The 26,359-nt window shown below is 33.3% G+C and carries 22 protein-coding genes; 16 read left to right on the top strand and 6 right to left on the bottom strand.

Annotation, left to right across the window (positions count from 1 at the left end):
- Positions 1 to 303: 303 nt before the first annotated feature.
- The 10 genes from ACPUVN_RS03775 (at position 304) to ACPUVN_RS03820 (ending at position 12,852) form a co-directional block, all read left to right on the top strand.
- On the top strand, positions 304 to 876 hold the full coding sequence (locus ACPUVN_RS03775; RefSeq protein ID WP_426369994.1) for a tRNA-(ms[2]io[6]A)-hydroxylase: 573 nt from the start codon (positions 304 to 306) through the stop codon (positions 874 to 876).
- 299 nt (positions 877 to 1,175) lie between these two features.
- Positions 1,176 to 2,435: a GAF domain-containing sensor histidine kinase gene (locus ACPUVN_RS03780; RefSeq protein WP_426369995.1), complete on the top strand. Its 1,260-nt coding sequence runs from the start codon at positions 1,176 to 1,178 to the stop codon at positions 2,433 to 2,435.
- 24 nt (positions 2,436 to 2,459) lie between these two features.
- A complete protein-coding gene (locus ACPUVN_RS03785) occupies positions 2,460 to 4,154 on the top strand; it encodes a putative bifunctional diguanylate cyclase/phosphodiesterase (protein WP_426369996.1) in 1,695 nt (564 codons plus the stop codon).
- Positions 4,155 to 4,403: 249 nt separating this feature from the next.
- Positions 4,404 to 5,639, top strand: coding sequence for an ABC transporter substrate-binding protein (locus tag ACPUVN_RS03790; RefSeq protein ID WP_426357939.1), 1,236 nt, complete (start codon positions 4,404 to 4,406; stop codon positions 5,637 to 5,639).
- Positions 5,632 to 8,640: a CHASE domain-containing protein gene (locus tag ACPUVN_RS03795; RefSeq protein WP_426369997.1), complete on the top strand. Its 3,009-nt coding sequence runs from the start codon at positions 5,632 to 5,634 to the stop codon at positions 8,638 to 8,640. The genes ACPUVN_RS03790 and ACPUVN_RS03795 overlap by 8 nt, the downstream gene beginning before the upstream one ends.
- Positions 8,641 to 8,669: 29 nt before the next feature.
- A complete protein-coding gene (locus ACPUVN_RS03800) occupies positions 8,670 to 9,125 on the top strand; it encodes a response regulator (RefSeq protein WP_426357937.1) in 456 nt (151 codons plus the stop codon).
- Between the two features lie 8 nt (positions 9,126 to 9,133).
- Entirely contained in the window at positions 9,134 to 9,895 is a 762-nt protein-coding gene (locus tag ACPUVN_RS03805; protein WP_426357936.1) for a sensor histidine kinase, read from the top strand.
- 3 nt (positions 9,896 to 9,898) lie between these two features.
- Positions 9,899 to 10,270 carry a response regulator gene (locus ACPUVN_RS03810; protein WP_426369998.1) on the top strand — a complete coding sequence of 124 codons (372 nt, stop codon included), beginning with the start codon at positions 9,899 to 9,901 and terminating at the stop codon, positions 10,268 to 10,270.
- Between the two features lie 221 nt (positions 10,271 to 10,491).
- A complete protein-coding gene (locus tag ACPUVN_RS03815; RefSeq protein ID WP_426357934.1) occupies positions 10,492 to 12,399 on the top strand; it encodes a sensor histidine kinase in 1,908 nt (635 codons plus the stop codon).
- A gap of 27 nt (positions 12,400 to 12,426) precedes the next feature.
- Positions 12,427 to 12,852: a response regulator gene (locus ACPUVN_RS03820; RefSeq protein ID WP_426357933.1), complete on the top strand. Its 426-nt coding sequence runs from the start codon at positions 12,427 to 12,429 to the stop codon at positions 12,850 to 12,852.
- A 645-nt stretch (positions 12,853 to 13,497) separates the two neighbouring features.
- Here ACPUVN_RS03820 and ACPUVN_RS03825 read toward each other — a convergent pair.
- The 3 genes from ACPUVN_RS03825 to ACPUVN_RS03835 form a co-directional block, all read right to left on the bottom strand.
- A complete protein-coding gene (locus ACPUVN_RS03825; RefSeq protein WP_426357932.1) occupies positions 13,498 to 13,791 on the bottom strand; it encodes a hypothetical protein in 294 nt (97 codons plus the stop codon).
- Positions 13,792 to 13,919: 128 nt separating this feature from the next.
- A protein-coding gene (locus ACPUVN_RS03830) for an IS5 family transposase (protein WP_426358621.1) occupies positions 13,920 to 14,668 on the bottom strand; the annotation gives its coding sequence in 2 pieces (ribosomal slippage) (positions 13,920 to 14,320 and positions 14,320 to 14,668; 750 coding nt in all).
- A gap of 124 nt (positions 14,669 to 14,792) precedes the next feature.
- Positions 14,793 to 15,359: a paraquat-inducible protein A gene (locus ACPUVN_RS03835; protein WP_426357931.1), complete on the bottom strand. Its 567-nt coding sequence runs from the start codon at positions 15,357 to 15,359 to the stop codon at positions 14,793 to 14,795.
- A gap of 196 nt (positions 15,360 to 15,555) precedes the next feature.
- On the opposite strand from ACPUVN_RS03835, the gene ACPUVN_RS03840 reads away from it, so the two are divergent.
- From ACPUVN_RS03840 to ACPUVN_RS03855, 4 genes are all read left to right on the top strand, one after another.
- Positions 15,556 to 15,876: a DUF6172 family protein gene (locus ACPUVN_RS03840; RefSeq protein ID WP_426357930.1), complete on the top strand. Its 321-nt coding sequence runs from the start codon at positions 15,556 to 15,558 to the stop codon at positions 15,874 to 15,876.
- Positions 15,877 to 15,902: 26 nt separating this feature from the next.
- Entirely contained in the window at positions 15,903 to 16,853 is a 951-nt protein-coding gene (locus tag ACPUVN_RS03845; RefSeq protein ID WP_426357929.1) for a DUF808 domain-containing protein, read from the top strand.
- A gap of 28 nt (positions 16,854 to 16,881) precedes the next feature.
- On the top strand, positions 16,882 to 17,469 hold the full coding sequence (locus ACPUVN_RS03850; protein ID WP_426357928.1) for a PepSY domain-containing protein: 588 nt from the start codon (positions 16,882 to 16,884) through the stop codon (positions 17,467 to 17,469).
- Between the two features lie 62 nt (positions 17,470 to 17,531).
- Positions 17,532 to 18,269 (top strand): tRNA-uridine aminocarboxypropyltransferase, encoded by a 738-nt coding sequence (locus ACPUVN_RS03855; protein ID WP_426357927.1) that lies wholly within the window; start codon positions 17,532 to 17,534, stop codon positions 18,267 to 18,269.
- A 7-nt stretch (positions 18,270 to 18,276) separates the two neighbouring features.
- Here ACPUVN_RS03855 and cobA read toward each other — a convergent pair whose 3' ends face one another.
- The 3 genes from cobA to xdp1 all read right to left on the bottom strand — a co-directional run bounded on the left by cobA (position 18,277) and on the right by xdp1 (position 23,043).
- Positions 18,277 to 19,104: a uroporphyrinogen-III C-methyltransferase gene (cobA, locus tag ACPUVN_RS03860; protein WP_426357926.1), complete on the bottom strand. Its 828-nt coding sequence runs from the start codon at positions 19,102 to 19,104 to the stop codon at positions 18,277 to 18,279.
- Between the two features lie 212 nt (positions 19,105 to 19,316).
- Positions 19,317 to 22,082 carry a tetratricopeptide repeat protein gene (locus tag ACPUVN_RS03865; RefSeq protein WP_426369999.1) on the bottom strand — a complete coding sequence of 922 codons (2,766 nt, stop codon included), beginning with the start codon at positions 22,080 to 22,082 and terminating at the stop codon, positions 19,317 to 19,319.
- A 130-nt stretch (positions 22,083 to 22,212) separates the two neighbouring features.
- Entirely contained in the window at positions 22,213 to 23,043 is an 831-nt protein-coding gene (xdp1, locus tag ACPUVN_RS03870) for an exosortase-dependent surface protein XDP1 (RefSeq protein ID WP_426357924.1), read from the bottom strand.
- 388 nt (positions 23,044 to 23,431) lie between these two features.
- Here xdp1 and recR point away from each other — a divergent pair, with 388 nt between their 5' ends.
- Positions 23,432 to 24,034, top strand: coding sequence for a recombination mediator RecR (recR, locus tag ACPUVN_RS03875; RefSeq protein WP_426357923.1), 603 nt, complete (start codon positions 23,432 to 23,434; stop codon positions 24,032 to 24,034).
- A gap of 249 nt (positions 24,035 to 24,283) precedes the next feature.
- Positions 24,284 to 26,227 carry a molecular chaperone HtpG gene (htpG, locus tag ACPUVN_RS03880; RefSeq protein ID WP_426370000.1) on the top strand — a complete coding sequence of 648 codons (1,944 nt, stop codon included), beginning with the start codon at positions 24,284 to 24,286 and terminating at the stop codon, positions 26,225 to 26,227.
- Positions 26,228 to 26,359 lie beyond the last annotated feature (132 nt).

Consider the following 26,359-nt stretch of genomic DNA (forward strand, 5'->3'; position numbering starts at 1 on the left):
TGTTACTCATAATACCGAAATTAAGCCCTGACTTTAGCTAGGGCTTTAAATTCGCTTTTAACTCTTAAAGCTTATACCGATATCAATATAGGTTAACGAAATGATTCATAAACATATCATCTAATTATTCGCATGTTTTGCTCACTAAGAATAAATATAAATAACGGATATTGCTGCTAAAAACGAATGATTCAGAAAAACAACTTCACCTAAGCTGAGTTTAATAAGAATTAATGCTTTTTTCTTCTTAAAGACATAGGTAAAATCCCGCCTTATTTATTACTGAATTAGAGCGACTCTTCCATGTTTGAACTTAAATACAATACTCCTTTTGAATGGACTGAAGCTGTTTTAGCTGACTTTAGCTCTTTTTTACAAGACCATGCTGCTGCAGAGAAAAAAGCATCAGGTATGGCTATGTCTATGTTATCTCACTATCAAGACCGCTCACGTTTAGTAAAAGAAATGACAGATTTAGCTTTAGAAGAGCTTATCCATTTTAAACAAGTGTTAAAGTTGTTAATCGCACGCGATGTGCCATTAGCTAATGACAAAAAAGATCCTTATGTAAAAGAGTTACGTACCGTATTTAGACATGGGCAAGAAGCTTTCTTTATGGATCGATTACTGGTTGGTGGTGTTATTGAAGCTCGTGGTCATGAACGTTTTTCTTTAGTTGCTCAAGCATTAGAGCCAGGAAAAGATAAAGACTTTTATGTAAGTATCGCTAAATCAGAAGAAAAACATAAAAATTTATTTGTAGAATTAGCCTATGAATATTTTGATAAAGATGAAGTAAATGCACGCTTGGAAGAAATTTTAGAGTTTGAAGCTAAAGTTTGTGCAAAATTACCGTTCAGAGCCGCTCTTCATTAGCATTAAATTCCTCCTTTTTAGTACATCATTTACATATCTAATATATTAAAATTAACAGCTGATTTAGATAAAACTAAATTAGCTTTTTTATTTTATGTTTTAAGTCCCCAAATTTTCATTCGTTTCAAAGTTGTTAATATTGTTAACATTTATTTAGCATCCGTTGTGTTTTTATACAACTTTAGTTAGTTGAATTTATTAAATAAGTTTTTATTCAAGCGATCAACTACAAAAAATTGGAAAATAATAGCAAGAGTGCCATACTCTTTTTATCAAGATATTAACAACTAGTTTTTTAAATGAAGCATTCTGAAACTCCAAATAATAGTAACTTGAATTATGGTCAATTATTAGATCGTTACTTTTTAGACGAAGGTGTATTGAGCATTGCTTTTGATGATGCCTTTAATAATGTTTTGTGTTTAACAAATAGAGTATGTGAGAGTTCATTTAGTCAAATAAATATTATTGGTCACACTAAGTATTGGCGCAAAACTGATATTGAGTTTACTACAGGCTATTGTGAAACGACTCACGCATTAAGCGAAATAGTCATCAAGCATAATGAACTTTTTGAAGTATCGGGGATATTAGAAGATAACCGAATCATTAATCATCCCATCTTTATTAATGATATTAATATCAAACACTATGCAGCTATTCCCATCACTTTATCTGATAGAAGTGTTATAGGTACCTTATGCTTAATGAACTCTGAAGCTTGTTTATTAACTGAGGATAGTAAATCAGCGTTATTGTTAATGGTTAAGAATATAGCCTCACAAATAGAGCTTTATCTAAAGAATACAATTTTAGAAGAAAGTGCTTCTCAGAATAATGAAGTTTCATCAGGTTCAGTACGAATTTTAACTAAAGAAGAAATATTTGCCGAAATAGATACCTTTCTTCATCGAGCAGTTCATGATCTAAGATCGCCATTGAATGCAATAAAAAATATCACCTCATGGATTCAAGAAGATATTGATGATGGTCTTACCGATGACAATGACAAAAACTTTTCTATGGTAGCTAATAGCACGAAAAGAATGGAAAGGTTACTTACTGATTTAAGCATATATTCACAAATTGGTAGAGAACTCCATCCAGCAGAAAGTTTTAGTTTAAAAACGTTAGTTAATGAAAGTTGTGTCGCGGTTCAGTTACCCAACAGTTTTAATGTTTCAGTTGAGCAATGCAAAATTGAATTACCCAGAGAGCCGCTATTATTTGTCTTGAATCATTTATTATCAAACGCAATTAAGCATCATGATAAAACACAAGGCAATATTAATATTAGCTACACAGATGAGTTAGAACACTTTCATCTGTCGATTTCTGATGATGGGCCAGGTATCCCCGAAACTTACCAGAAGAAAGTTTTTGAAGCATTTCAAACATTAAAATCTAAAGATCAAGTTGAAGGAAGTGGACTTGGTTTAACCATGATACAAAAAACATTGGCCTTTTATTCAGCTGAGATAAACGTTGAATCTCAAGAAAATGAAGGGGCTACTTTTACTATCACTTGGCCAAAACATAATATTAACTCAGTGCTTTAAGCGTTATATTTCATAAGGGACGTAATGAATATATTATTAGTAGATGATGATTTAGCTGATAGAGAAATTATCAGAAGGACGTTAAGTCGGAATGAAGGTGAGTTTGAGTTATTTGAAGCTAACTCCGCTGAGGAAGGCTTAAGAATAGCTGAACGTGGCGGTTTTGACGTACTATTACTTGACTATAGAATGCCTGAGGTTGATGGTATTGAAATGGTTATTGAACTAAGAAGCCGTCCTAATCTTGGCGAAACAGCAATAGTTATGATGAGTGCATCAGATGATGAAGTGCTCGCACTGTCTTGCTTACAAGCTGGCGCACAAGATTTTATCCCTAAAAGTGAAATTACAACAAGCAAACTAAAGCGCGCCATTCTCCAAGCCAAAAAACGCTTTGAACTTGAAAAGAAAGTTTATGACAGCTTTTGCCAAGTAAGAGAGTTAGCAGAAAAAGACTCGTTAACGGGATTGTCTAATCGCTATCATTTTGAAGAAGCCTTAAAAGTCTCAATCGATAACAACAAACGTTTTCAAAGCAATATTGCTTTACTCTTATTAGATTTAGATCATTTTAAAAAGGTTAATGATACTTACGGTCATGAAGTCGGCGATAAACTATTAAAGTATGTCGTTAACTTAGTTAAGCAGTGTTTACGCGATAATGAACTTTTTGGTCGACTTGGTGGTGATGAATTCGCTATTTTTCTAACGGGTTTGGATTTAATTAGTGGTGCTACTTCTGTGGCTCAACGTATTATTCGATCTTTAGAAAACCCGATTGTTATTGATGGTCATACAATTCAATGTGGCGTAAGTATTGGAATAGCACTGCATCCTCAAAATGCCAGCACTGCAGAGTCTTTGACTAAATATGCCGACATTGCGATGTACCGAGCCAAAAAACAAGGTCGAAATCAGCTGTGTTATTTTGAAAATGAAATGCAGCAACAATTCTCTCGAAATTATGAAGTAGAGATGGAATTGAAAAAAGCGGTGATCAACCAAGATTTCGAACTACATTATCAGCCTGTTATTAATGTTCAAAGCAAAAATATTATCGGTGTAGAAGCGCTTATTCGTTGGCCAAACTGCAAGCTAAACTCAACGCCAGATGAATTTATTCCTATTGCGGAACAGTCTAAAACTATTATTCAAATAGGTGAGTGGGTTTTAGAAACGGCTATAAAGCAATTAGCTATTTGGCATCGTAAATATAATAAACCACTTACTATGGCAATTAATATTTCAGCTAAACAATTGAATAACTCAACGCTTATTCCTACTTTCGAATATATGTTGAATAAGTATGATATTAAACCAGAATCAATTGTTTTAGAGTTTACTGAAACTGCACTACTGTCTCAAGATGAACAGAATAATCAGCGTATAACCGAGTTATATCGATTAGGTTGTAAATTAGCACTAGATGATTTTGGAACAGGTTTTTCATCTTTATCGCATTTATTAAATTACCCTATAAATATTGTTAAATTAGATAAATCGCTTTTACCTAACTGTAAATCAGAAACAAGACATTTATCGATTGTAAAAGGAATTGCAGCAATGGCTCGAACTATAGGTTTACATATTGTTGCTGAAGGTGTTGAAACTCAATATCAAAGCGATTTATGTTTAGAATTAGAAGTAGATGAGTTACAAGGTTACTTTTTTGAAAAAGCCTTACCTGCAAATGAATTAGCTGAAAAGTGGTTAAAGTAGAAAGTGTCTTTTTATTGTTATATTAGTTTGTTACTCTTTAAATAGAATAGCTTGGTATATTTTATACAGTGATGTGAGATGCTAGATTTGATGGTTACCCAAATACATACGTAAATAAATGAAGGACTTCATAAGCTATTAAAAAAGCGAAGATGGTTAAGTATTAAATAGTAATATTGATATATTTACATCGGATAGACGATTTTACTGAATCGGTACTTTAACTTAATTAGATACATAAAATTGACTATGAAAAAAATAATAAGTTCAATCCTCATTCTTTGGGTTACTCAAACCTTACTCTTTGTCGGTAATGTAGAAGCAGATGATAAAATTATTCATATTTATCAAGATGCCGACTTATCTATACATAGCCAATCTTCAAAAGCGATTCAACTAGGCATCGAAGTTGCCTTCGCTGAAGTAGATAATGAGGTAAATGGTTATAAAGTCCTTTTCAAATACCTAGACCACCGTGGCAATGTGATCCGCAGTAAAAGAAACTATAAAGCCTTTTTGAATGATCCTAATGCTTTGGTAATATATTCAGGTATACATTCAGCCCCGTTAATTAAAAATCGAACCTTCATTAATAAAAATAAAGCGCTAACTCTTGTTCCTTGGGCAGCAGGTGCACCTATTACACGTCATCCTGCTAAAGAGAACTGGATCTTCCGTTTATCTGTAGATGATATGCAAGCGGGCGTAGTCATTATTGATTATGCAATGAAAAACCAGCAATGCCACAAACCTCAGCTTTTACTCGAAAACACACCTTGGGGAACATCTAACTTACTGAATATGTCGAAAGCTTTGACAACTTATGACATTCAATCTCCTCAAGTTACTCGTTTTGATTTGAATATTAAAGCCAAGGGCGCGCAAGTACTTATCGATAGCATTATTAACCAAGGTAGCGATTGCTTAATCTTAGTAAGTAATGCTGTTGAAGGTATTGTATTCGCTAATGCGATGTTAGAGGTACCAACAAGTAAAAGATTGCCTATTATTAGTCATTGGGGAATAACCAGTGGTGACCTACATGAAAAAATTGATGTTAAGACAAGAGAAGGCTTAGCTTTAAACTTTATTCAAAGTTGTTTTGCCTTTACAAATGAAACTCAAACGCCTCTGGCTAACCAAGTATTTAATCAATTAATTACACATACTAAAGGTACTATTAACAAACCAGCTGATTTACAGTCAGCGGTTGGTTTTATACATGCTTATGATTTAACTAAATTATTAATCCAGGCAATTAAACAATCAAAGCTAACTGGAGACACCTTAAAAGACAGAAATACAATACGTCTTGCTTTAGAAAATCTCTCTAATCCCGTTCAAGGTTTAATAAAAATATATGATAAACCTTTTTCAATTTTTGATTCTGTACTCAATAACAAAGCGCACGAAGCATTAAATGCCAGTGACTATTGTATGGGATATTACGGCGCAACGAATGAAATTATAATCATAAATGAATAAGACTAATTTAAAAAATGAAGCATCAAATAAGGTGATAATATTCCGTACTGTGGTTGGTTACAGTATAGGTTTACTCTCTTTATTAATGCTACTTAGTGCTTTTATTATTATCCCAAAAATAAATACATTGTTCGAAGAGCAATATGATAAAGACACTAAAAGAGAGCTTAAAAAAGAAGTTGCGCTATTTAATAACTTTATTGAAAGCCAAAGAAGGGTTATTGAAGATCTCGCCAAATTTCCAAGTATAACCAATGCGGTTATGTTATCTGATGCAGATAATGGCTCAGTCAATGGTTTATTAAAGAATGTTGTTATAGGTGGTGAAAAAGGGCGACTCGTCTTACAAGATATTGAAGCGAATGTATTAGTACAAACCACAAAACAGCTACAAGGTATTTATAGTAATGAAGAGCCTTGGATAGAAGAAGTTTTAAACGCCTCCAAACCCTATCATTTTCAATTGTTAAGTCAGAATCAAGAGTTTATATTTTTCAAATTATCAGTACCTGTACTCTACAGTGGCTACGTAGAAGGTATACTAACAGGCGAAATAAAAATATCGACTAGTGATGTTTTTGTTAATCAAACGTTTAGTTCAGATACTGCGATAACGTTAACCCAAAATGAATTAACGGTAGGTACAAGTACCAATCAAATTGCTTTGGCTCGTGAGAATACCGCTGTATTAGAGGATCTAAATGTAATATTTACTTATATTACCGACGATGCACCTTTATTGAAAAGAGAGCGTAGCGTTCAGAACTTGATTTTCTCGGTGTTATTGGCAGGTTTAGCCGTATCTTTTATTTTATTTTCACTGCTCAGTTACACTGGAACGTTACAAAAATTAAAGCAGAGAGATAGAAAGAATAACCGTATTAGTTTATTTCTTATGCCTATCACTATTGGTGTTTTAGGTGTTAGCGCTAGTATTATTACTTTTATTATTGTATCGAATGCTAAACAAGTATCCGTTGAAAATAATTTGATTTTTGAAAGTCAAAAACACGTACAAGAAGTGCGAGAAAACCTAAACACCTACTTAGGTATTCTTGACTCAGTTAACGCATTTTTTAGTGCTTCTGAAGAAGTAGAACGTCAAGATTTTAAAGCTTTTGTTGAATCGTTTCTTGTACAACATAAAAGTATTAAAGCAATAGAGTGGATACCGAGTATTACTCATGAAGAACGTCTAGTACTTGAAGAAGAAGCTAGGTTAGATGGCTTTACAAACTTTAGTATTAATGAAATTAACCAAGATGGGAGTTTAGCTTCAGCGCCACAACGTGAACATTATTTACCTGTTTATTATTTAGAGCCTGTAGCAGGTAACGAAAACGCATTAGGCTTTGATTTAGCCTCTAATCCTTTAGAGCTAAAAACCTTAATTAAGGCGCAAGAAAGCGAGAGTAAAGTTGCTACTTCTAAAATTACTTTATTTGAAGAAGATATAACTAAAGCGGGTATTTTTATCTTCAGACCTGTTTTTTATAATGATAAAAAACAAGTAACTGAAAAGCTTAAGCTACAAGGTTTTACTTCTATTTCATTAAGGGTTGAAGACCTTGTCAATGAAGTGCTGTTAGGTATGGATAGTAATTTAGCTTTGTTTATTCAAGACATCTCAGATCCTGAATTCCCAGAAACCCTTTATGGTACACCTCAAGTAGTGGAGTCTTTTTCACGAGATGAGATTATCAATTTAGCAGGGCGTAGCTGGCGAATAAAAATATACAGTAAAGAAAATAAAACTGAATATGCGCAATCTGCATGGGGTATGTTAATTACGGGCTTAATATTCTCTGGCATTATCGTTTTAGGCTTGGTTCATTTGATCCGTAGACGTGAGTATGTTGAACAGATCGTTGTGCAAAGAACTGCAGAACTTACGGCAAGTGAAGAGCATCATAGAGCGATAGTGGAGCTAGCGGTTGATGGCCTGATCACCATTGATAAATTTGGAATTATTGAACGATTTAATAATGCAGCCGAAAATATATTTGGTTATCCGTCTAAAGAAGTGATTGGCTCTAACATTAAAATTTTAATGCCAGCTTCTTCCCATCAAGGAAGTGATGATTACTTTAAAAATAAACAAGATGAAACCAAAGAACAAATAATCTCAATTGAGCGTTATATAGGTAGTGGGAAATATGCAAAAGGCCAGCATAAAAACGGAACAACATTCCCTATAGAAGTTTCTGTTAGCGAAATAAAGCTCGGTTCTACAATCAAGTACAGTGGAATTGTTAGAGATATAAGTGACCGCGTTGCTTTTGAGAAAGAGCGTGAACAGTTTATAGAAAAATTAACTGATTCGAATGAAGAGCTTGAACGCTTTGCTTTTGTTTGTTCACATGATCTACAAGAACCACTGCGTATGATAAGAAGTTTTTCTGAAAAGCTTCAAGATCATATTAAAGACGATCTTGAACATGATGAAAAAGGTAAGAAATATTTCCACTTTGTTATTGATGGTGCTATTCGTGCTCAAGCACTAATTAATGATATCCTTACCTATTCAAGTATTAATAACGATATAAAACAATTAGAAGATGTTAATATGCAAGATCTTCTTAATGTTATTAAGAAAAACGCTCTTGATTTAACGGAAGGTGACACCGTTGAAATAACATACGATACCTTGCCCAACTTACATGGTAATAAAACGCAGTTATTTCAGTTGTTCCAAAACTTAATTAATAACGGCATCAAATATCAAAAACCTGATGCTAAGGCACATGTTCATATAAGTGTAAAAGACGCTACAGATCATTGGTGCTTTTCGATAAAAGATAATGGCATTGGCATGGATGAGCGCCATTTTAAGAAGATTTTTGAAGTTTTCCAACGATTGCACCGCAGAAGTCAGTATGCAGGTACAGGTGTTGGCCTATCTATTTGTAAAAAAGTAGTAGAGCGCCATGGCGGAACTATATGGGTTGAATCTGAGAAAGGTATGGGTTCGACTTTTTATTTTACATTATTAAAAGCCTAAAATTTGCAGGTTTTTTAACAAGGTTAATTATGATTAAAGAAGCAAAACTCGCTGAAATCCTTCTAGTTGAAGATAACGAAGGTGATATAGAGTTAACTAAAGAAGCTTTTGAAGAGGCTCAATTTCGCAACACGTTAAATGTTGTTGAAGATGGTGATGAAGCCCTAGATTATCTTTTCAAACGTAATGGATTTGAAGATGCAGTAATGCCTGATATTATTTTACTGGATTTAAATTTACCTTGTACAGATGGTAGAGAAGTATTAGAAATTATTAAAGCGGAACCGCGTTTAAAAAGAATTCCCGTTATAGTATTAACCAGCTCTAGAGCAGATAAAGATGTGGTTGAAAGCTACGATTTACATGCTAACTGTTACATTGTTAAACCCGTTAACGCTGCAAAATTTATGGCAGTTGTGCAAACAGTTGAAAATTTTTGGGTTGATATTGTTTGTTTACCTCCGTCAGACTCTGAAGATGATTAAGCTAAATTATGCCTAACGATTTAAATACACAATTACACACTCAATTAGCTGAAACTCAAAGCGAGTTAGCTAAAGCTAAGGAAAATTTAGCGCAATTAAAAGCTGAGTATCAAGAGTTTGTTTATATCGTTTCTCATGATTTAAGTGCACCTTTACGTCAAATCGAAGGTTTTTCTGAAATGGTTTTAAATAAACACCAAGAGGATTTTGACGATAAAACAAAACGCCATTTTGATTTTATTCTTAAAGGCGGAAATACCATAAGAAATATTCTAGATGATTTAACCTTGTACTCCCGTATTAGTACTAAAGAAGAATCGCTAAAAGAATTAGATATTAATGTGCTTCTCTCTAATAATATTAAAGAATTATCTCCTTTAATTAATAAGACGGACGCTACAATTACTTATGAAAACATGCCTGTAATAAAAGGAGATGAAAAGCTAATTAGCCAAATGTTTTCTTATCTCCTTCACAATGCATTGCATTATCAAATGCCAGATAATAAACCTAAAGTAAACATCAGTGTGATTGAGTTTGATGAGTATTGGCAATTTTGTATCACGGATAATGGTATAGGTATTCCGGAGAACGTATCGGAGAAAATATTTAAAATGTTTCGTAGAGGCGTTTCTGAAAAGAAATTTTCAGGGGCAGGAGTTGGTCTTACTTGTTCACAACGCATAATCACTAAGCATCAAGGTAAAATCTGGTTTGAGTCTGAAAAAGGCACGGGTTCATCGTTTTATTTTACACTTAGGAAGATGTAAACTATGAGTGATGAAATACGAATTTTGTATGTTGAAGATAGTGAGATTGATGCTGAACTTTTAAAAATGTGCTTTAAGCGATATGCATTCACAAAACCTATTGTTATTGATGTTGCTGACACGGTTCAAGAAGCTAAAGATCTGTTTGATATTGAGATACATAGTGCAGCACTTGTTGACTGGAACTTGCCTGATGGCGAAGGTATAGAAGTCGTGAAGTTTATTCGCGATATGAATCAAAATATTCCATTATTTATTTTAAGTGGCGCTTTGTCTGAGGCACACGAAATAGAAGCTGACAATACTAAAGCAACGGCTTTCATAGAAAAAAACTATAATAAGAAATTCGCAAATTACATTTATACATTTTTATAAAAAACACATAAATAGATACTATATCTCTCCTCTTAAACCTATTTTATCCTTTCACTTTTATTTCATTGTATGCAAGGGATTACACCTTCCTAACAAAAAAGTAACACCTTACTTATATTTAAAAAATAAAATAAAATAATGAATTCTGAACTAGTATTAATAAAGATACACGAAAATTCGAAGAACTTACCTAAGGTAAGCGAGATTACAAGGTTGTTAAAATGAATAGAATTTCAATTAGATCGTTAATTTCAGCCACTGTAGTTTGTGGCATTGGCGTTCTAATTACTTATGGTTTGTCAGTTAAGATAAGCGAACAATTAAAAACACAAAATTACTTAAAAGTAGAGAATATTGCTAAGCAAGTGTCTATCAATGTTCAAAATGCTTTAGATAAATCATTCAATGATCTTCAGGGATTACAAGCATTCTATAGTGTTAATAAAGACATATTTTCTCAAAATCAATTTAATCAATATATGACGATTTTAGATATTGAAAAACGTAATTATATTCAAGCATTAAGCTGGGTACCTCTTATAAAAGATAATGACAGAGAGGGTTTTGAAACTTTAATTCGAGAACAGCAATCTAACTTTAATATCACTGAAAGAACCAAAGATGGGAAGTTAATTGTTAGTAATATCAAAGAATATTACACACCTGTTACCTTTATTAGTCCTTTTGAGAAAAACAAATCGGCACAAGGTTATGACCTTACAAGTAATACTGTACGCCGAAACTCGTTAGAGTCTGCCCGTGACAATGGAAAAATGACCACCACAGGTAAAATTCGTTTAGTACAGGAAGAGGGAGAGTCTGTCGGCTTTTTAATTATAGCGCCAGTCTATAAACAAGCATTAGCTGTTTCGACAGTACAAGAGCGTATACATGCATTAAAAGGTTACGTAACAGGTGTATTCAGAATTGATACTTTAATGTTATCTGTGAAAGATCAGGCAGATAAAGAAAACTTAATATTAACTCTTTTAGATATAAATCAAGATGACAGTAGTTTGCTTTTTGGCGAGATAAATACAGCACCATTTATTCATTTTGACTTAGATATACCTGATCGCCAGTGGCGATTGAATATAGGTTTACAAGCGTCTTTATTAAAAAGTATTGAATCGCCTATTGCCGTTAAATGGTTTCTGGCAGGTGGATTTTTAGTAAGCTTCTTGATGGCCTTATCTATTTTTGCATTACAAATATCGATTATACGTTCTAAAAATATAAGGTCGTTAAGTCAAAAACTACAAGATCAAAATGATAAACTTGAAACTAAAGTTTTAGAAAGAACCGAGTCCCTTGAACACAAAAACAACGAACTTATTACTATAGTTGAAGAACTTAAAGTTAAACGTGTTGTTATGTCGGGTTTAATTAAAGAGTCTATAACGGCCAAACGTAATGCTGAAAAACGCGCTTTAGATTTATCTCGTTCAAATAAAGACTTAGATGATTTCGCTTATATTGCTTCTCATGATTTACAAGCACCACTGCGTGCTATTGACCAATTAGCACAATGGGTAAATGAAGACATAGCAGAAGGGAATTTAGAAGAAGTACCTGAACACCTTAATTTAATGTGTAGTAGAGTGCAGCGTTTAGAAAACTTATTAAACGATTTACTCGCTTATTCTCGAATTAATCGACAAGAATTTAAGCTGAATGAAATTGATGTATTTAAAGTTGTTAATGAGTTAGTTTTACTTAATTCACCTCTTGGCGCTTTTACATTATCTGTTCATGGCGAACTCCCTGTATTTACTACGGCGAACTTACCTTTAGAGCAAGTTTTTAGTCATATTATAAGTAATGCGATTAAACATCATAATAAGGCTGAAGGACGTATACAAATACGTTGTGAAGAAGTTGATGACTTTTATCACTTTTTGATTAGAGATGATGGACCCGGTATAAAATCAGATTTTCATGACAACATATTTCAAATGTTTAGAACATTAAAACGTAGAGATGAAACTGAAGGCAGCGGAATGGGATTAGCGTTAGTTAAGAAAATAGTCCAGCGTTATTCTGGAGAAGTTAATTTAGAGTCATCTATTGGTCAAGGCAGCACTTTTTCGTTTACTTGGCCTAAAATAATCGTAAAATTACATGAATAAAGTTATAAACAAAGGATATGATCATAAATGAAAAAACATACTAAAGAAGTTAGTATCTTATTAATCGAGGATGATGATATTGATGCTAAAGCTGTTGAACGAGTTGCAAAGAAACTTAAATTAACTAACCCAGTTGTTAGAGCTACAAATGGTGCTGAAGCGCTAGAAATACTCCACAATAAAGAGTTAATTGTTAAACCTTATATTATATTTCTGGATCTAAACATGCCAATTATGGGTGGATTAGAGTTCTTGAAAAATATACGTCAAGATGATCATCTTAGGGATTCTATTATTTTTGTTTTAACTACGTCGGCTGCTGATGAAGATAGAGTTGCTGCATACAGTGAAAACATAGCGGGTTATATTGTTAAATCTGATGTGCAAGGTGAGTTTGATAAAGTGCTTAAAATGTTAGATTACTATTGGCACATTGTAAGATTACCTGACTAATCATTATTAGCAAGTAGCTTCAATGTTATAGCTAGGATGTTATCGTTAGGCAATAAGACATTTTACTATTGTACATAAGCATTAATTTACACTCACATTAATGTTCATGTGTAAGCAGTAAGATATTATTCGGTGTAATGAGTTAGCTTCCTTTCGTAATGAACTTGTATGATTATTAGACTGGTTAATCAATACAGAATAGCTATAGAGTTCAGCGTAAGGGGATCTTATTTTTACAATAAAAGCCAAGTGAAGCCAAATACCTGAATCTAAGTATTTATCGATCTAAGTAGGTGAGGAAGATAAGTAGTTCAATACTTTATCTAAATTTTTATAATATTCGCCGTTTAAATATAGTCGAATAAATTATATGTGAAGAGTAGCGGTTATTTAAATTGAGTTAATTCAAAAGACTTAAATAACCTGATCTCGGCTTAATATATTCTTCTCTAACAGCTACTTTTACTTGCTTCATCGTTAAATTTACTTGCAATAGGCTAGCTATTGACGCGAAATTTGCCTTGAAGAAAGAAAAACTATCAAGCTAGAGTATAAGTTAAATTTTATTAGTAATAATTTCAATGAATTAAAAACATTTCAAACCGAGTTCAGGTTAAATAACCAGCTTCGCATCAGCATATTGTCTCAAGCCGCAACCGATAGTGGAGTGTTTTGAATAACCACTGATAGCTTGTCTTGAGATGCTTTATCAAATGCTTGTTTAAGCGTATCGTTTTCTAAAGAAGCGGTATTTTCAATTATCCCTTCTTTTTCAATCACTATTTCATCCCAATCTAACTGGTTGAAAAAAACTTCAATCTCTTTAAGTTGTTCTTGTAAGTTTTCATTTGAGCAAAACATAGTAAATGCGTGTAAGTCTCCTTTAACAAACATGTTTGTCTTGCCAATAAACTCAGCTGAACCGCTAATAATTAACATAATTTATCCTTATTAAGTGTGAACACAGCGCAATGTTAAAACAGGGTTCACATAAAACAGTTATAAAACCCAATACGCAAACGTCAATTTTTTAACAAAATTTAATTCAACTAGGGGCTGTTGATCTTTCACATTGACAGCCAAATCATTGCGCACGCCAGTGCTAGCATACTCTCGAACTGTAATTTCAATTTATCATACCTTGTAGCTATAGAACGGAAATGTTTTAGCCTTGCAAATGCATTTTCAACTAAGTGCCTATATTTATACAAGCACCAATCAATATCACCATTACCTGTTTTTGAATTTTGCTTTCTCGGTATTATAGGGATTGAGTTGCGCTCTCGAACTTTATTTCTTATAGCTTCACTATCATAGCCTTTGTCTGCGATAACAAAATCACCTTGAGGTAATAATTCAATCAGCTCATTTGCCACTTTACTATCATGAACATCACCACCTGTAATAATAAATTCGATAGGCAAACCATAACTATCAACAGCTAAGTGAATTTTACTCGTATTACCCCTCGACTTAACGCTATCGCTTGCTCTTGTTTAGATGCAGCACCTGTACTGTGTTGGTGTGCTTTAATATAGCTACCATCAATGAACTCCCACTCTACATCACTATTAGCGGATAACGATTTGAATAACCTCATCAATATTCCCTTTCTCGACCAAAGAAGGAACCTGCGATAAATGGTATTCCATAAACCAAAACACTCTGGTAAGTCACGCCATGGGCAGCCGACACGCAAGCGATATAAAATTCCTTCCATCGTTTGTCTGTGTTCAAGCTTGTTATAAACTCTATCTTCAAGCAAAATAGCTTTTAGCTTCGACCACAACTCATCAGTGAGCATTAATCGGGGCATGGTGATCTCGTAAGGTTTGTTTTTGGCGAAGTAAATTATACGAGATTACCGCTTACGTATAAAATTAAAACAAAGATCAACACCCCCTAGTAATAAGCAGAAATCATTCCATGTTTTCAAGTGATCAATTTTTCTCTTTTAAAGCACTTTGATATAAATGCGTACCTATAAGTGATAGTAAGCAATAGGCAGTAAAGTAATAGAAGCCTTGGCCAACGAAAGATAATGTTTCGCTGCTAATGTTTAAATTTAGCTTAAAGCCAAATAAAGCAAGTTGCTGTGCGTTGGTTGTTTCAGCATGATTAGTGGATAAAACAGCGAGAAATATCGCAATAACAAATACATCAGCCATTGACCATTTACCTATTGAAGCAACGAAGTTAATGATCTTCTTTTCTATGATTTGTTCTCTCTTTAAAAAAGCAACAGAGACCATAATTGTTTTGAGTACAGGTATGCAAATCGAGAAAATTAAAATGAGTAAGCCAACCAATATACGATCATCTAAAAACAGTTCTTGAATGGTATTTACTAAGGATAATTCTTTATCTATAAGGGTTGAAGATAAGTTACTTCCACTAACATTCGCTGTCATTTCCATCGAAAGAGAAAACATTGGAAGCACAATTCCAGGAACAAATAAAAATAAAGCGAGAAGGTTGATCGCAAAGCCGAGTTTTTTCTTAATCATTTTGTCATTTTCAATAAAGAGATGAGTTTGTAACCTACTATAACACTTAGCTTTAATGGACCAAATAGTTATCAATAAGCTAAAATTTATATTTTTAATTATTATCCCGAATTATTGTATCGATACCCTAATAAAAATCACGTAAAATACCGCCAACGAACTAAATCTTAATTTTAGTAAAACATTTAGGAAAATCATGAAAAAGACATTTACGCTTACTCACCCGAAAATTAAATACGATAGACTTATTGACGGCGTTAAACATGAAGTAAAAAAATACGTTAAAAGAGAGCGTAATAAGCAACTTCCTGTTGATGCTGACTTTTGGGACTTTGATTGTAAATTTGGTCAAACTGAAAGTGAAGCGGAAGAAGTTCATTTAGCTGAACTTAACAAACATATTGATAAAGCAGCATCTGAAAACTTAACGTCTTTCTACATTGAAATAATAGTGAAAGAAGGTTTAAGACAATATAAATCAGATATTGAAGATGAAGACGAAGAAGCAGAAGATTAGTATTTCTTACTAACAGGGAGTAGTTTGTGGCAAGTGCTAGTTTATTAACATTAATTGATGATATTGCATCTATATTAGATGATGTCGCTATTTTATCTAAAGTCGCTGCTAAGAAAACGGCTGGTGTATTAGGCGATGATTTAGCGTTAAACGCAGAACAAGTTTCTGGCGTAAAAGCTGATCGTGAATTACCTGTTGTGTGGGCGGTAACTAAAGGTTCGTTTTTAAATAAACTTATCTTAGTGCCAGCTGCTTTAGCTATTAGTGCTTTCGCACCTCCTTTGATTACTGTTTTATTAGTGATTGGTGGTTTGTTTTTATGTTACGAAGGTGTAGAGAAAGTTGTAGAAAAGCTTTTTCATGATGAAGAGCACAAACAAAAACATAAAGACAATATTCATCAATCTATTGAAAACAATGTTGATTTAGTCGCTCTAGAGAAAGACAAAATTAAAGGTGCTATACGAACCGATTTCATTTTATCAGCTGAAATTGTTGTTATTGTTTTAGGTACTCTGCAAGAGACTTCTTTTGAAATGCAGGTAATGGTGTTGTCGGCTATGGCGATACTTATTACTGTTGGCGTTTATGGCTTAGTTGCCGCGATTGTTAAACTGGATGACTTAGGTCTATATCTGTTAAAACAGTCTATAAGTGGTTCATTTAGCGCTATTAAAAGAGCTTTAGGGCGTGGGTTGTTAGTGTTTGCTCCTTTATTAATGAAAACTTTAGGTGTGGTAGGTACTATCGCCATGTTTTTAGTAGGCGGTGGCATTATTGTTCATAGTATTGATTTTATTCATCATCTTGTAGAATCTTTTCTCTCTTGGGCTAACAGCTTATTAACGCTTGATATTAAAACTGTGCTTTCTATTATTGTTGAAGGTTTAGTTGGAATTGCAGCAGGTTTAGTTTTATTACCCGTTATTGCAGGCCTAGTAAAACTTAAGCGTTTTAAGTCTAACCTTGAGTCTTAAGAAATATCATAATTATTTAGGTTACATCATGTTATTACCCTTTATTACTTGGGCAATAACAGGTGTATTCTTTTTTATTAAGCCTGGCTATTCAGACGCCTATGAAAAGCTTTCAATAACTAGTTATCCAACCATAACGCCTTTCTTGCCTAACGCAGATAACACGTGGTCAGAAGTTAAAATTATACGTTCTATTCTTGGTGAGCACTTATTAGTTAAAAATGAAGACAATAAATGGTCTCATTTAAATAAGGTTACGATGGAAGTAGTTGAAGCTCCTGGTTCAGATCAAGTTAGGCTCTTAATTAAAGATGCGATAAAACATAATCCAGATCGCTATGGTGCCGTAAATCAAATTGATGGTTTAGTAGCGTTAACTTCTGAGAAAGTAAAAATCACACTCGACTGGAATAAAATGACGTTACGTCAAAAGGGCACTGATACTGAGTTTATTCAAATGATGTACAGAATTCATTATTTACAATGGACGGGGATTAAAGTTGTCGATAATGTTTTAGGCGTAATTGGATTAGCTTTAGTGATTATTCTAGCTGGGTTAGGCATAACACTTAGTTTTAAGCGCTCAAAACCTTCAGATAAAACATTTCAAAATTAGTTATATAACTGTCAGTTTTATTAACAGTTCCTAATATTCACCACCTATTTATGAGAAATAAAATGAACGCAGTTCATAAGCTTTACGAGCACCGAAAAAGTATAAGTACAACCGTATATAACTCTAGAGGTTGGAAAGTTAAACGTTGTGAAAAATGCCGTATTGGTTTATCTCACTGTATTTGTGAATTAACACCTAAGGTGAAGAGTAACGCTGGCTTCTTGCTTTTGATGTACGATACAGAAATATTAAAGCCAAGTAATACGGGTAAACTGATTGCTGATGTAGTGCCTGATACTTTTGCTTTTTTATGGTCAAGAACTGAAGAAAATCCAGAATTGTTAGCTGTTTTAAATGACGAGCAATGGCAACCTTTTGTTGTATTCCCTGAACAATACGCAGAAGCTGAAAGAGAAGTTTTTAATCAGAGCATTGTTACATATACGGGTAAGCGACCATTGTTTATTATGTTAGACGGTAGTTGGCGTGAAGCTAAAAAGATGTTTCGTAAAAGTCCTTATCTTAACTGTTTTCCTGTTGTATCGTTCAATCCTGAAATGACTGACAATAAAGGTATCATTTCTCGATATCAAATTAGACAGGCTAATGTTTTAAATCAATTTGCTACAGCTGAAGTCGCTGCGAGAGTTTTAGATATGGCAGGGGAGTCGGTCAACGCTGAAATATTAGATTTATGGTTTGATGTTTTTAATCTTCAATATCGTAAAAGTGTTTGCCAAGCTAATACGGGTAACCCTCAGGCTATAGAGGATTACCAAACATATTTAGCAAGTTTATAGCTTAACCTTAGTCTAGTTCAGTTTCAGCTTCTAAAAGCCCTGGAGAGCTTAATTGCTTTTCAGTAAGCTGGTTTACAACATCACCGATAACAATTAATGTTGGTGGCTTAATATTATGTTCAACAACGATATCAGCCAAGTTATTTAATTGTCCTCTATACACTTGCTGTTCTGGTTGAGTTCCTTTGAAAATCAACGCCGCAGGTGTATCTGCTTTTTTACCATGTTCAATAAGTTTTGAAGCAATAATAGGCAGTGTATTTATACCCATATAAAACACAATTGTTTGGGCATTCGAGGTCAAACTATCCCAAGGTAAATTCAGCTCGCCATTGTTTTCCATATGCCCAGTGATAAATGTACAGCCTTGAGCAACGCCTCTATGTGTTAAAGGAATACCTGCATAAGTTGTACAGCCTGAAGCTGCTGTTATGCCAGGACATAAATGACAATTTACACCTTTTGAAAGGGCGTACTCAGCTTCTTCACCACCGCGACCAAAAATGAAAGGGTCGCCGCCTTTTAAGCGTAATACACGTTTGCCTAATTTAGCCTGTTCAACTAATAATTCATTGATTTTGTCTTGTGGCACAGAATGGTTAGCTTGTTTCTTTCCAACATAAAAGCGTTCAGAACCTTCAGGTAATAAATTGAGAATATCTTGGCTAACTAAACGGTCGTAAATAGTGACTTCAGCTTGTTGAATAAAGCGTAATGCTCTTAATGTTAAGAGTTCAGGATCACCAGGACCCGCACCAACAAGTGCTACCTCGCCAGAATTTAAAACAGCTTTACTATTAAATGTAATGTTCGAATCATTTTCATTAATGATCATTGGTAACCTTTTATAAGATGGTGAGGTTGAATCTGGTATGGACTTAGCTAGGCTAATTTAGCGTTGAATAGTATCACTTTAAGTAAGGGTATAAAAAAACTCTTTTATATTATTATATAAAAATATCATCTATATAAACGTATTTATAGTATTTGGAGTTATGACTCAAGAAGGGAAGAGCCTACGATATAATACGTAGACTCTTTATTTTATTAAAGAGAGTTAAGGAGGTTTTGTGCGTCTTCTCTTTCTGAGAATTTAGCTTTGTGCCTCAAAGATTGCCTCAATTCTCGTTTGGCTTCTTCTATGCGATTTAATTTAGCTAAAGCATAACCAATGTGATAATTAATTGAAGGATTGTTAGAGTCCATTGAATAAGCGTTTCGTAGTATAGATAAGCTTTCATCGAACTTATTGTTTAAGCTTAGTATCCAACCATAAGTATCTATAATCGCTGATGAATTTTTATTTAACTCCATTGATTCTTTTGAATATTCTTCCGCTTTATTTAAATCGGTAGCTATGTAAATATTAGCTAAATTATTGAGCACAGCGGCTCTGTTTTTTAAGTTTTCAACATCAGCTAACATTTCGTAATGAGTTTTAGCTTCTTGTGTTTTACCGTTATTTAAAAGGTAATCAGCATAAACGGAACGCATTAAGTAATTGTTAGGATTTTTATCTAAAAGGCTAATTAATGTTGTTTTAAAGCTTTGTTCTTCAACCTTAGCTAATGCTAGTTGATAGGACTTTAATAAAACTATATGAAAGTTGTTATCAAGATTTAAAGCTTTTAAATAAAGCTTTTGAGCCTCGATTTTATCACCTTGCTTAAGAGAGAGATCACCTTTAAGCATTAATATATTCGGATCACTCTTATTTGTTTTTTCTAGATGTATAAGAATAGTATTAGCATTTGTGAATTCACCTGTATCTATTTCTAGTTTTACTAATGAACGTTGAATAAATATATTGTCAGGTTCTATTGATAAAGCTTTCTCTAAACTTTGCTTAGCTCCTGCTAAATCATTTGCTTGGATTTGCATTTGGCTTACTGAAAACATTTCTCTTGGACTTGTTACAACACCAAACAGTATTTGTAATTGTTTCTTGGCATTGCCTAAGTCTCCTAAACCAATATAAATTAAGGCCTTCATTCTTATATATTTGGTATTTAAGAAACTAAGCTTGCTAAGCCTATCAACTTGTTCAAGAGCATCTTCATACTTTTCTTGCTGGTAATTAATTTCCATCAATACTTCTAAAGCTGGAGTGTAGGTAGAGTTTTTATCTATAATTTTCTTTAGAGCCGTTTTGGCATTTTCTATATTACCCATACTTCTATCTATTTTAGCTTTAAGTACTTGCAACGAAATATTATCTGGTTGTACTTCAAGTAAACGTGTTGAAATATTGTTTGCTTCTTCTAGGTTAGATAATGCCGCATTTGCTGTAGCACTATTAAATAAAGCACTAAAGTTACTAGGTTGTAACTTTATTATCGTAGATAAAACATCAAGTGCTTCAGCCCATTTGTTTTGTTGTAACAATAAACTCGCTTTAAAACTTAAATAATCCGTATTGTTTTTATTCAGTGTAAGTAGTTCATCAGCAATATTATGAGCATCAACTAGTTGGTTATTTGAAGAGAACAATAACCCTTTTGTTAAATAATAAGTTGATGAAAATTTTTCTGGTTTGTTCTCTTCTAATAATATTAAGGCTTTATCAGTTTGATTACTTTTAGCTAAAAGATTAACTTTAGCTAAAGTGACTTTGAGGTGTTTACCATAAGTTTTTTCCAATGGCTCTAAGATTTGCTGGGCTTTATAAACTTTATTATTATTGAGATAAAGTTCAAATAACTTTAATGAAAGTTCTAAATTATGTTTGATTACTTTAGTTTTACTTTCAAGTAATTCAAATGCTTTATCTTCTTGCCCTTGGCTTAGATATATATCGACTAGTAAGCCGATACCACTCAAATCTTGTGGCTGCTCTTGTACATAAAACTGTAATTCTTTTTGCGCCAGTTCTAAGTTGTTTTGTAAATAAGCTGCAGTACCTGCAACTAATGAAAGAGATACATTACTTGCTCTTTGTTTATCGCTTAATAAAGAGAGTTTTTGGCTGATATCTACAAGTATTTGATTCGCTTCTTTTTCTCTTGATGTATAAGTAAATAAGCGGCTCTTAAGTAGTTTAGCGAAGGGGTCTTCCGGGGTATCTTCTAAAATGTTATCTATTAATGCAAGTGCTTCTTCTGAACGTTTGGCATTAGCATAAGCATTAGCTAGTGCTCTTTGGATAAAAGGGTCTTTAGGATTAACATCATAACCTTGTTTATAAGCTGTAAGAGCTAACTCATATTCTGATTTATTATCATGAAGTTGGCCTTTCAAGTTCCAGACACGGCTATCATTTGGAAATAATATAAGTGCTTTAGCAATAAGGTTTTCAGCATCAGCAATATTATTTTGAGACAATTCATGAGCTGTTAACGCACCGATTGTTCGTAGGTTATTAGGAGCTAGTGCATAGGCTTTTTTATAAAAAATTTTTGCATTATCATTATCTAACATAGCTGAGTAAGCGTTGCCTGATAATAAAAATGTTGTTAATTGGCTTTCTGGTGTTAAGCCTTTATTTGAGCCTAGTTTGATCACTTCATCAAAATTACTTGTTAGCATCAAAGCACGGCTAAGATCATTAAGTAAAAAATTTATATCGGCTCCTCTAAATATTGCTTCTTGTAATACCTCTATTCCTTCAAGATATAAGCCTTTTTTTAGTAAAACTCTTCCCATTAAAATGATAGCAGGTAAGTTATCTTCGTCATCTTTTAAAACATTTTTTAGATGGATATAGGCTTCATCAACATTATTAGTATTATATGATGTAAGTGCTTTTTCAAAATCGTTAAAGGCATATGTATTTAGAGAGAGTAGTAATGTCGATGCAATAAGTAATGAACGCATATTTATCCAGTTTTGGAAGTGAAAAGTAAGGTTGAAGCTATAATAGACTAGCTAAGTTATCAATATAACTTAATTTAAGGTTAAAAAAAAAGATGGCAAAGCCATCTTTTTTCGATAAATAATTTATATATTATTTTGTTTTTCGTCTGCTAGCAGCAAAACCAACTAATGCTAAACCAAACATCATAACAGAAGTAGGTTCTGGAACTGTAGTTGCTGGAGGTGGCGTGCTTGAATCTGTAGAAAAAGATATTCCTGAAAATTTAAAGCCATCATTACCTTCTAGTGATTTATTACCGCCAAATACAGTATTCAATGCACCTATTAACCACGTAGAAGAATATACACCTGAAACATTTGCAGTATTAGCTGTTAAATCAGAAGTGTAATAGCCAGAAGTGCCAGTAAACCCTGAATAACCAGAACTCATAGTTTGATTACTTTGCACATCACTCCATGAGTTACCTAATAATTCGTTGTTATTAAGTGCTGCCACAGTTATTTGGTTGTTACTTGTACTTCCATATAACCAGCTAGATGTTACAGCAGAGATATTAACTGCTTCAGAAAACTCAACTAGGAACATATCGTAATCATTATAATTACAACTGCCACTACCTAGATTATCTGCAGAGTGAGAATAACCACAATTTGATGTCGTTTTATTTGGTTCATCAATATTTTCCATCGACCAACCATTACCATTTTTATCAAAATCAACAGCTCTTGCTATTTTATCATCACCAGTTAGTGGGTTACCAATAGAAGAAGAGAAGTTCTCAGTGTCTGACCAGCCAGAAACATTAATTTCTACTCCATTAGCCGCACTTAGGGAGAATTCGTTAAAACTGTTCCCAGTATCAACAATTGAACCAAAATTAGCGTATGTAGTACTTGCCATTGCTGATGCAGACATTATCGCTAAGCCAGCGATACTTAATTTACTTATGTTTAACAACATGCTGTTAACTCCATTGTATTTTTATTATATGTAATGCGAGAGTTAAAAATATTCGCGCATTTAAATTTTTATCTTATTGATGACGAATAAAGCACAAATCATGCCTTTTATTTTTATTTGTTTTATTTCAATCTCTTACTTGATTTATTTTGTTTTTTATAAATATAAAACTAGAGAGTGTAAAATTTATAGACACCTAATTTAAAGATATTTCGTAAATCTACATTAACATTTTTGTTACTTTTTATTGTCGTTTGATTGATGTGTTTTACTGATTTATCTATCACTAAAGTTACAAAATTTATTTTGTGCTTTATATTTTAGCTCATAAGTTAATGATAGAATATTCGGCATAAATTATTTTATTACTATTTAAGTGTTAAATACCATGAACTTTAGTCCGTTAGTGCAAGAACTTATAGATGCTTTGAAGTGTTTACCTGGAGTTGGTGCTAAATCAGCTCAGCGCATGGCTTTTCATTTATTAGAAAGAAATCGTACAGGGGGCTCTAAATTATCAAGTGCTTTGAAACGCTCGATGGAAAATATCGGCCACTGTCAACAATGTAGAACATTCACAGAATTGGATGTATGCGAAATTTGTCAAAACCCTAAGCGCGAAATTATTCAACAGCTTTGTATTGTTGAATCTCCTGCAGATGTAATAGCAATTGAACAAACAGGCGAATTCAAAGGTAAGTATTTTATTTTAATGGGACACTTATCTCCTATTGATGGAATAGGTCCTGAAGATTTAGGCTTAGACATTTTAAGTCAGTTACTTGATGGCGACCACTTTAAAGAAATTATTCTTGCAACAAACCCTACGGTAGAAGGTGAAGCTACTGCTCATTACATTGCTGAATTAGCTTCTAAGCATAATGTGGAGGTTTCGCGTATAGCTCACGGTGTCCCAGTGGGTGGTGAATTAGAATATGTAGACGGTAATACTTTATCCCATGCTCTTTCTGGTCGTAAACGTTATTCATAAGACTTTCTTCTCTATTTAAACCTTCCAGCATTGATTATTTAAACTCTATTTTGATTTGTGTTGGAACCCCGTCTCTCCTCTAAATATTAATTTATTCTCACATTGTTTATTAACTTTTTACCATTAAAGGTTGAAAAGACAAAACCCAGTCTTATATCTAATGGCAACTGGCAACAAGTACTTTAATCCCTGTTATTGAGTTGTTGCCCTATGTACGAACAAATAAGTTTTATCTAAAAGGTTTATTCAATGACTGATGTAAAAAATACCGAAAATCACAGCTTTAGTGCAGATACCGCTAAAATTTTAAAATTAATGATCCATTCTTTATATTCAAATAAAGAAATCTTCTTGCGTGAATTAGTTTCTAATGCTGCTGATGCTGCTGATAAATTACGCTTTAAAGCATTATCAAATGCAGATTTGTATGAAGGTGATGGTGATTTACGTGTTCGAGTAAGTGCTGATAAAGAAAACAATACGGTGACTATTTCAGACAACGGTATTGGTATGAATCATGAAGACATCGTTAATCATTTAGGTACTATTGCTAAATCAGGTACAGCTGACTTCTTTTCTAATTTATCAGGCGATCAAGCATCAGACTCACAACTTATTGGTCAATTTGGTGTTGGTTTTTATTCAGCATTTATTGTTGCTGACAGAGTTACTGTTCGTTCTCGTACTGCGGGTGATGATGCATCTAAAGGTGTAGAGTGGAGCAGTGAAGGTGAAGGTGAATTCACTACGGCTCAAATTGAAAAGTCTAGTCGTGGTACTGATATTATTCTTCATTTAAAAGAAGATGAAGCTGAGTTCGCAGATGATTGGCGTTTAAAGTCAATAGTAACTAAATATTCTGATCATATTTCAGTTTCTGTAGAAATGTTAACACCTGCCGTTGAAGCTGTAGATGAAGAAAAAGATGACGAAGGTAATGTTACTCGTCCAGCTGTTGAAGCTAAGTCAGCAGTATGGGAAGCCGTAAATAAAGCAACAGCATTATGGACACGTGAAAAATCTGAAGTATCAGATGATGAGTATAAAGAATTCTATAAACATGTATCTCATGACTTTGGTGACCCACTATTATGGGCTCATAATAAAGTAGAAGGTAAAACTGAATACACAAGTTTATTATATGTTCCTACTAAAGCACCTTTTGATTTACATAATCGTGAAAAACAACATGGTTTAAAATTATATGTTCAACGTGTATTTATTATGGATGACGCTGAACAATTTATGCCTACTTACTTACGTTTCGTTAAAGGTTTATTAGACTCTAATGATTTACCATTAAACGTTTCTCGTGAGATCTTACAAGATAATAAAGTGACACAAGCAATCAGAAAAGGTTGTACTAAACGTGTGCTAACTATGCTTGAACGACTAGGTAAAAATGATAAAGAAAAGTATCAAATATTCTGGAATGAATTTGGACAAGTTCTAAAAGAAGGTCCAGCAGAAGATCCTAGTCACACAGAACAAATTGCTAAGCTTTTACGTTTTGCTTCAACAGATGAAAATACTGATGTTCAAAGTGTGTCTTTAGCTGAATATGTTGAGAGAATGAAAGAAGGGCAAGACAAGATTTATTATGTTGTTGCTGATAACTTCCCTGCTGCGAAAAGTAGTCCACATTTAGAAGTGTTCCGTAAAAAGGGCATTGAAGTTCTATTATTATCAGACCGAATTGACGAATGGCTAGTAAGTCACTTAAATGAATTTGATGGCAAGCAACTTCAATCTGTTACTCGTGGTGGATTAGATTTAGGTGATATGGACGATGCTGAAACTAAAGAAGCGCAAGAAAAGCTTGAGCAAGAATTTGATTCAGTCGTTGCTCGTATTAAAACATCACTTGCAGGTAAAGTTAAAGATGTGAAACTTTCTCATCGTTTAACTGACTCACCAGCATGTATCGTTACTGATGAACATGATATGAGTAGCCAAATGATTAAGTTAATGGAATCAGTAGGGCAAGCTGTACCTGAAACATTACCAATCTTTGAAATAAATGCCGAACATGAACTAGTTAAACACATTTCAAATGAAGTTGATGATGAGCAATTTAATCAATGGAGCGAAGTGTTATTTGACCAAGCAATGTTAGCAGAACGTGGTAGCTTAAAAGATCCAGCATCATTTGTAACACGATTAAATAAATTAATGTTAAGTCTTACCAAGTAAATTTAACTATAATACTTTAGTCTTAAAAAGGGGCCAAATGGCTCCTTTTTAGCTTATTCTTGCATTTTCTTACTTGTTTGCAACCTGCTGAAAATGTATAGTGTTGCTTTTTAAAATCTATCATAAATAAAT

This window comes from Pseudocolwellia antarctica (genome assembly GCF_049933045.1).
In the GTDB taxonomy this organism is placed as follows: domain Bacteria; phylum Pseudomonadota; class Gammaproteobacteria; order Enterobacterales; family Alteromonadaceae; genus Pseudocolwellia.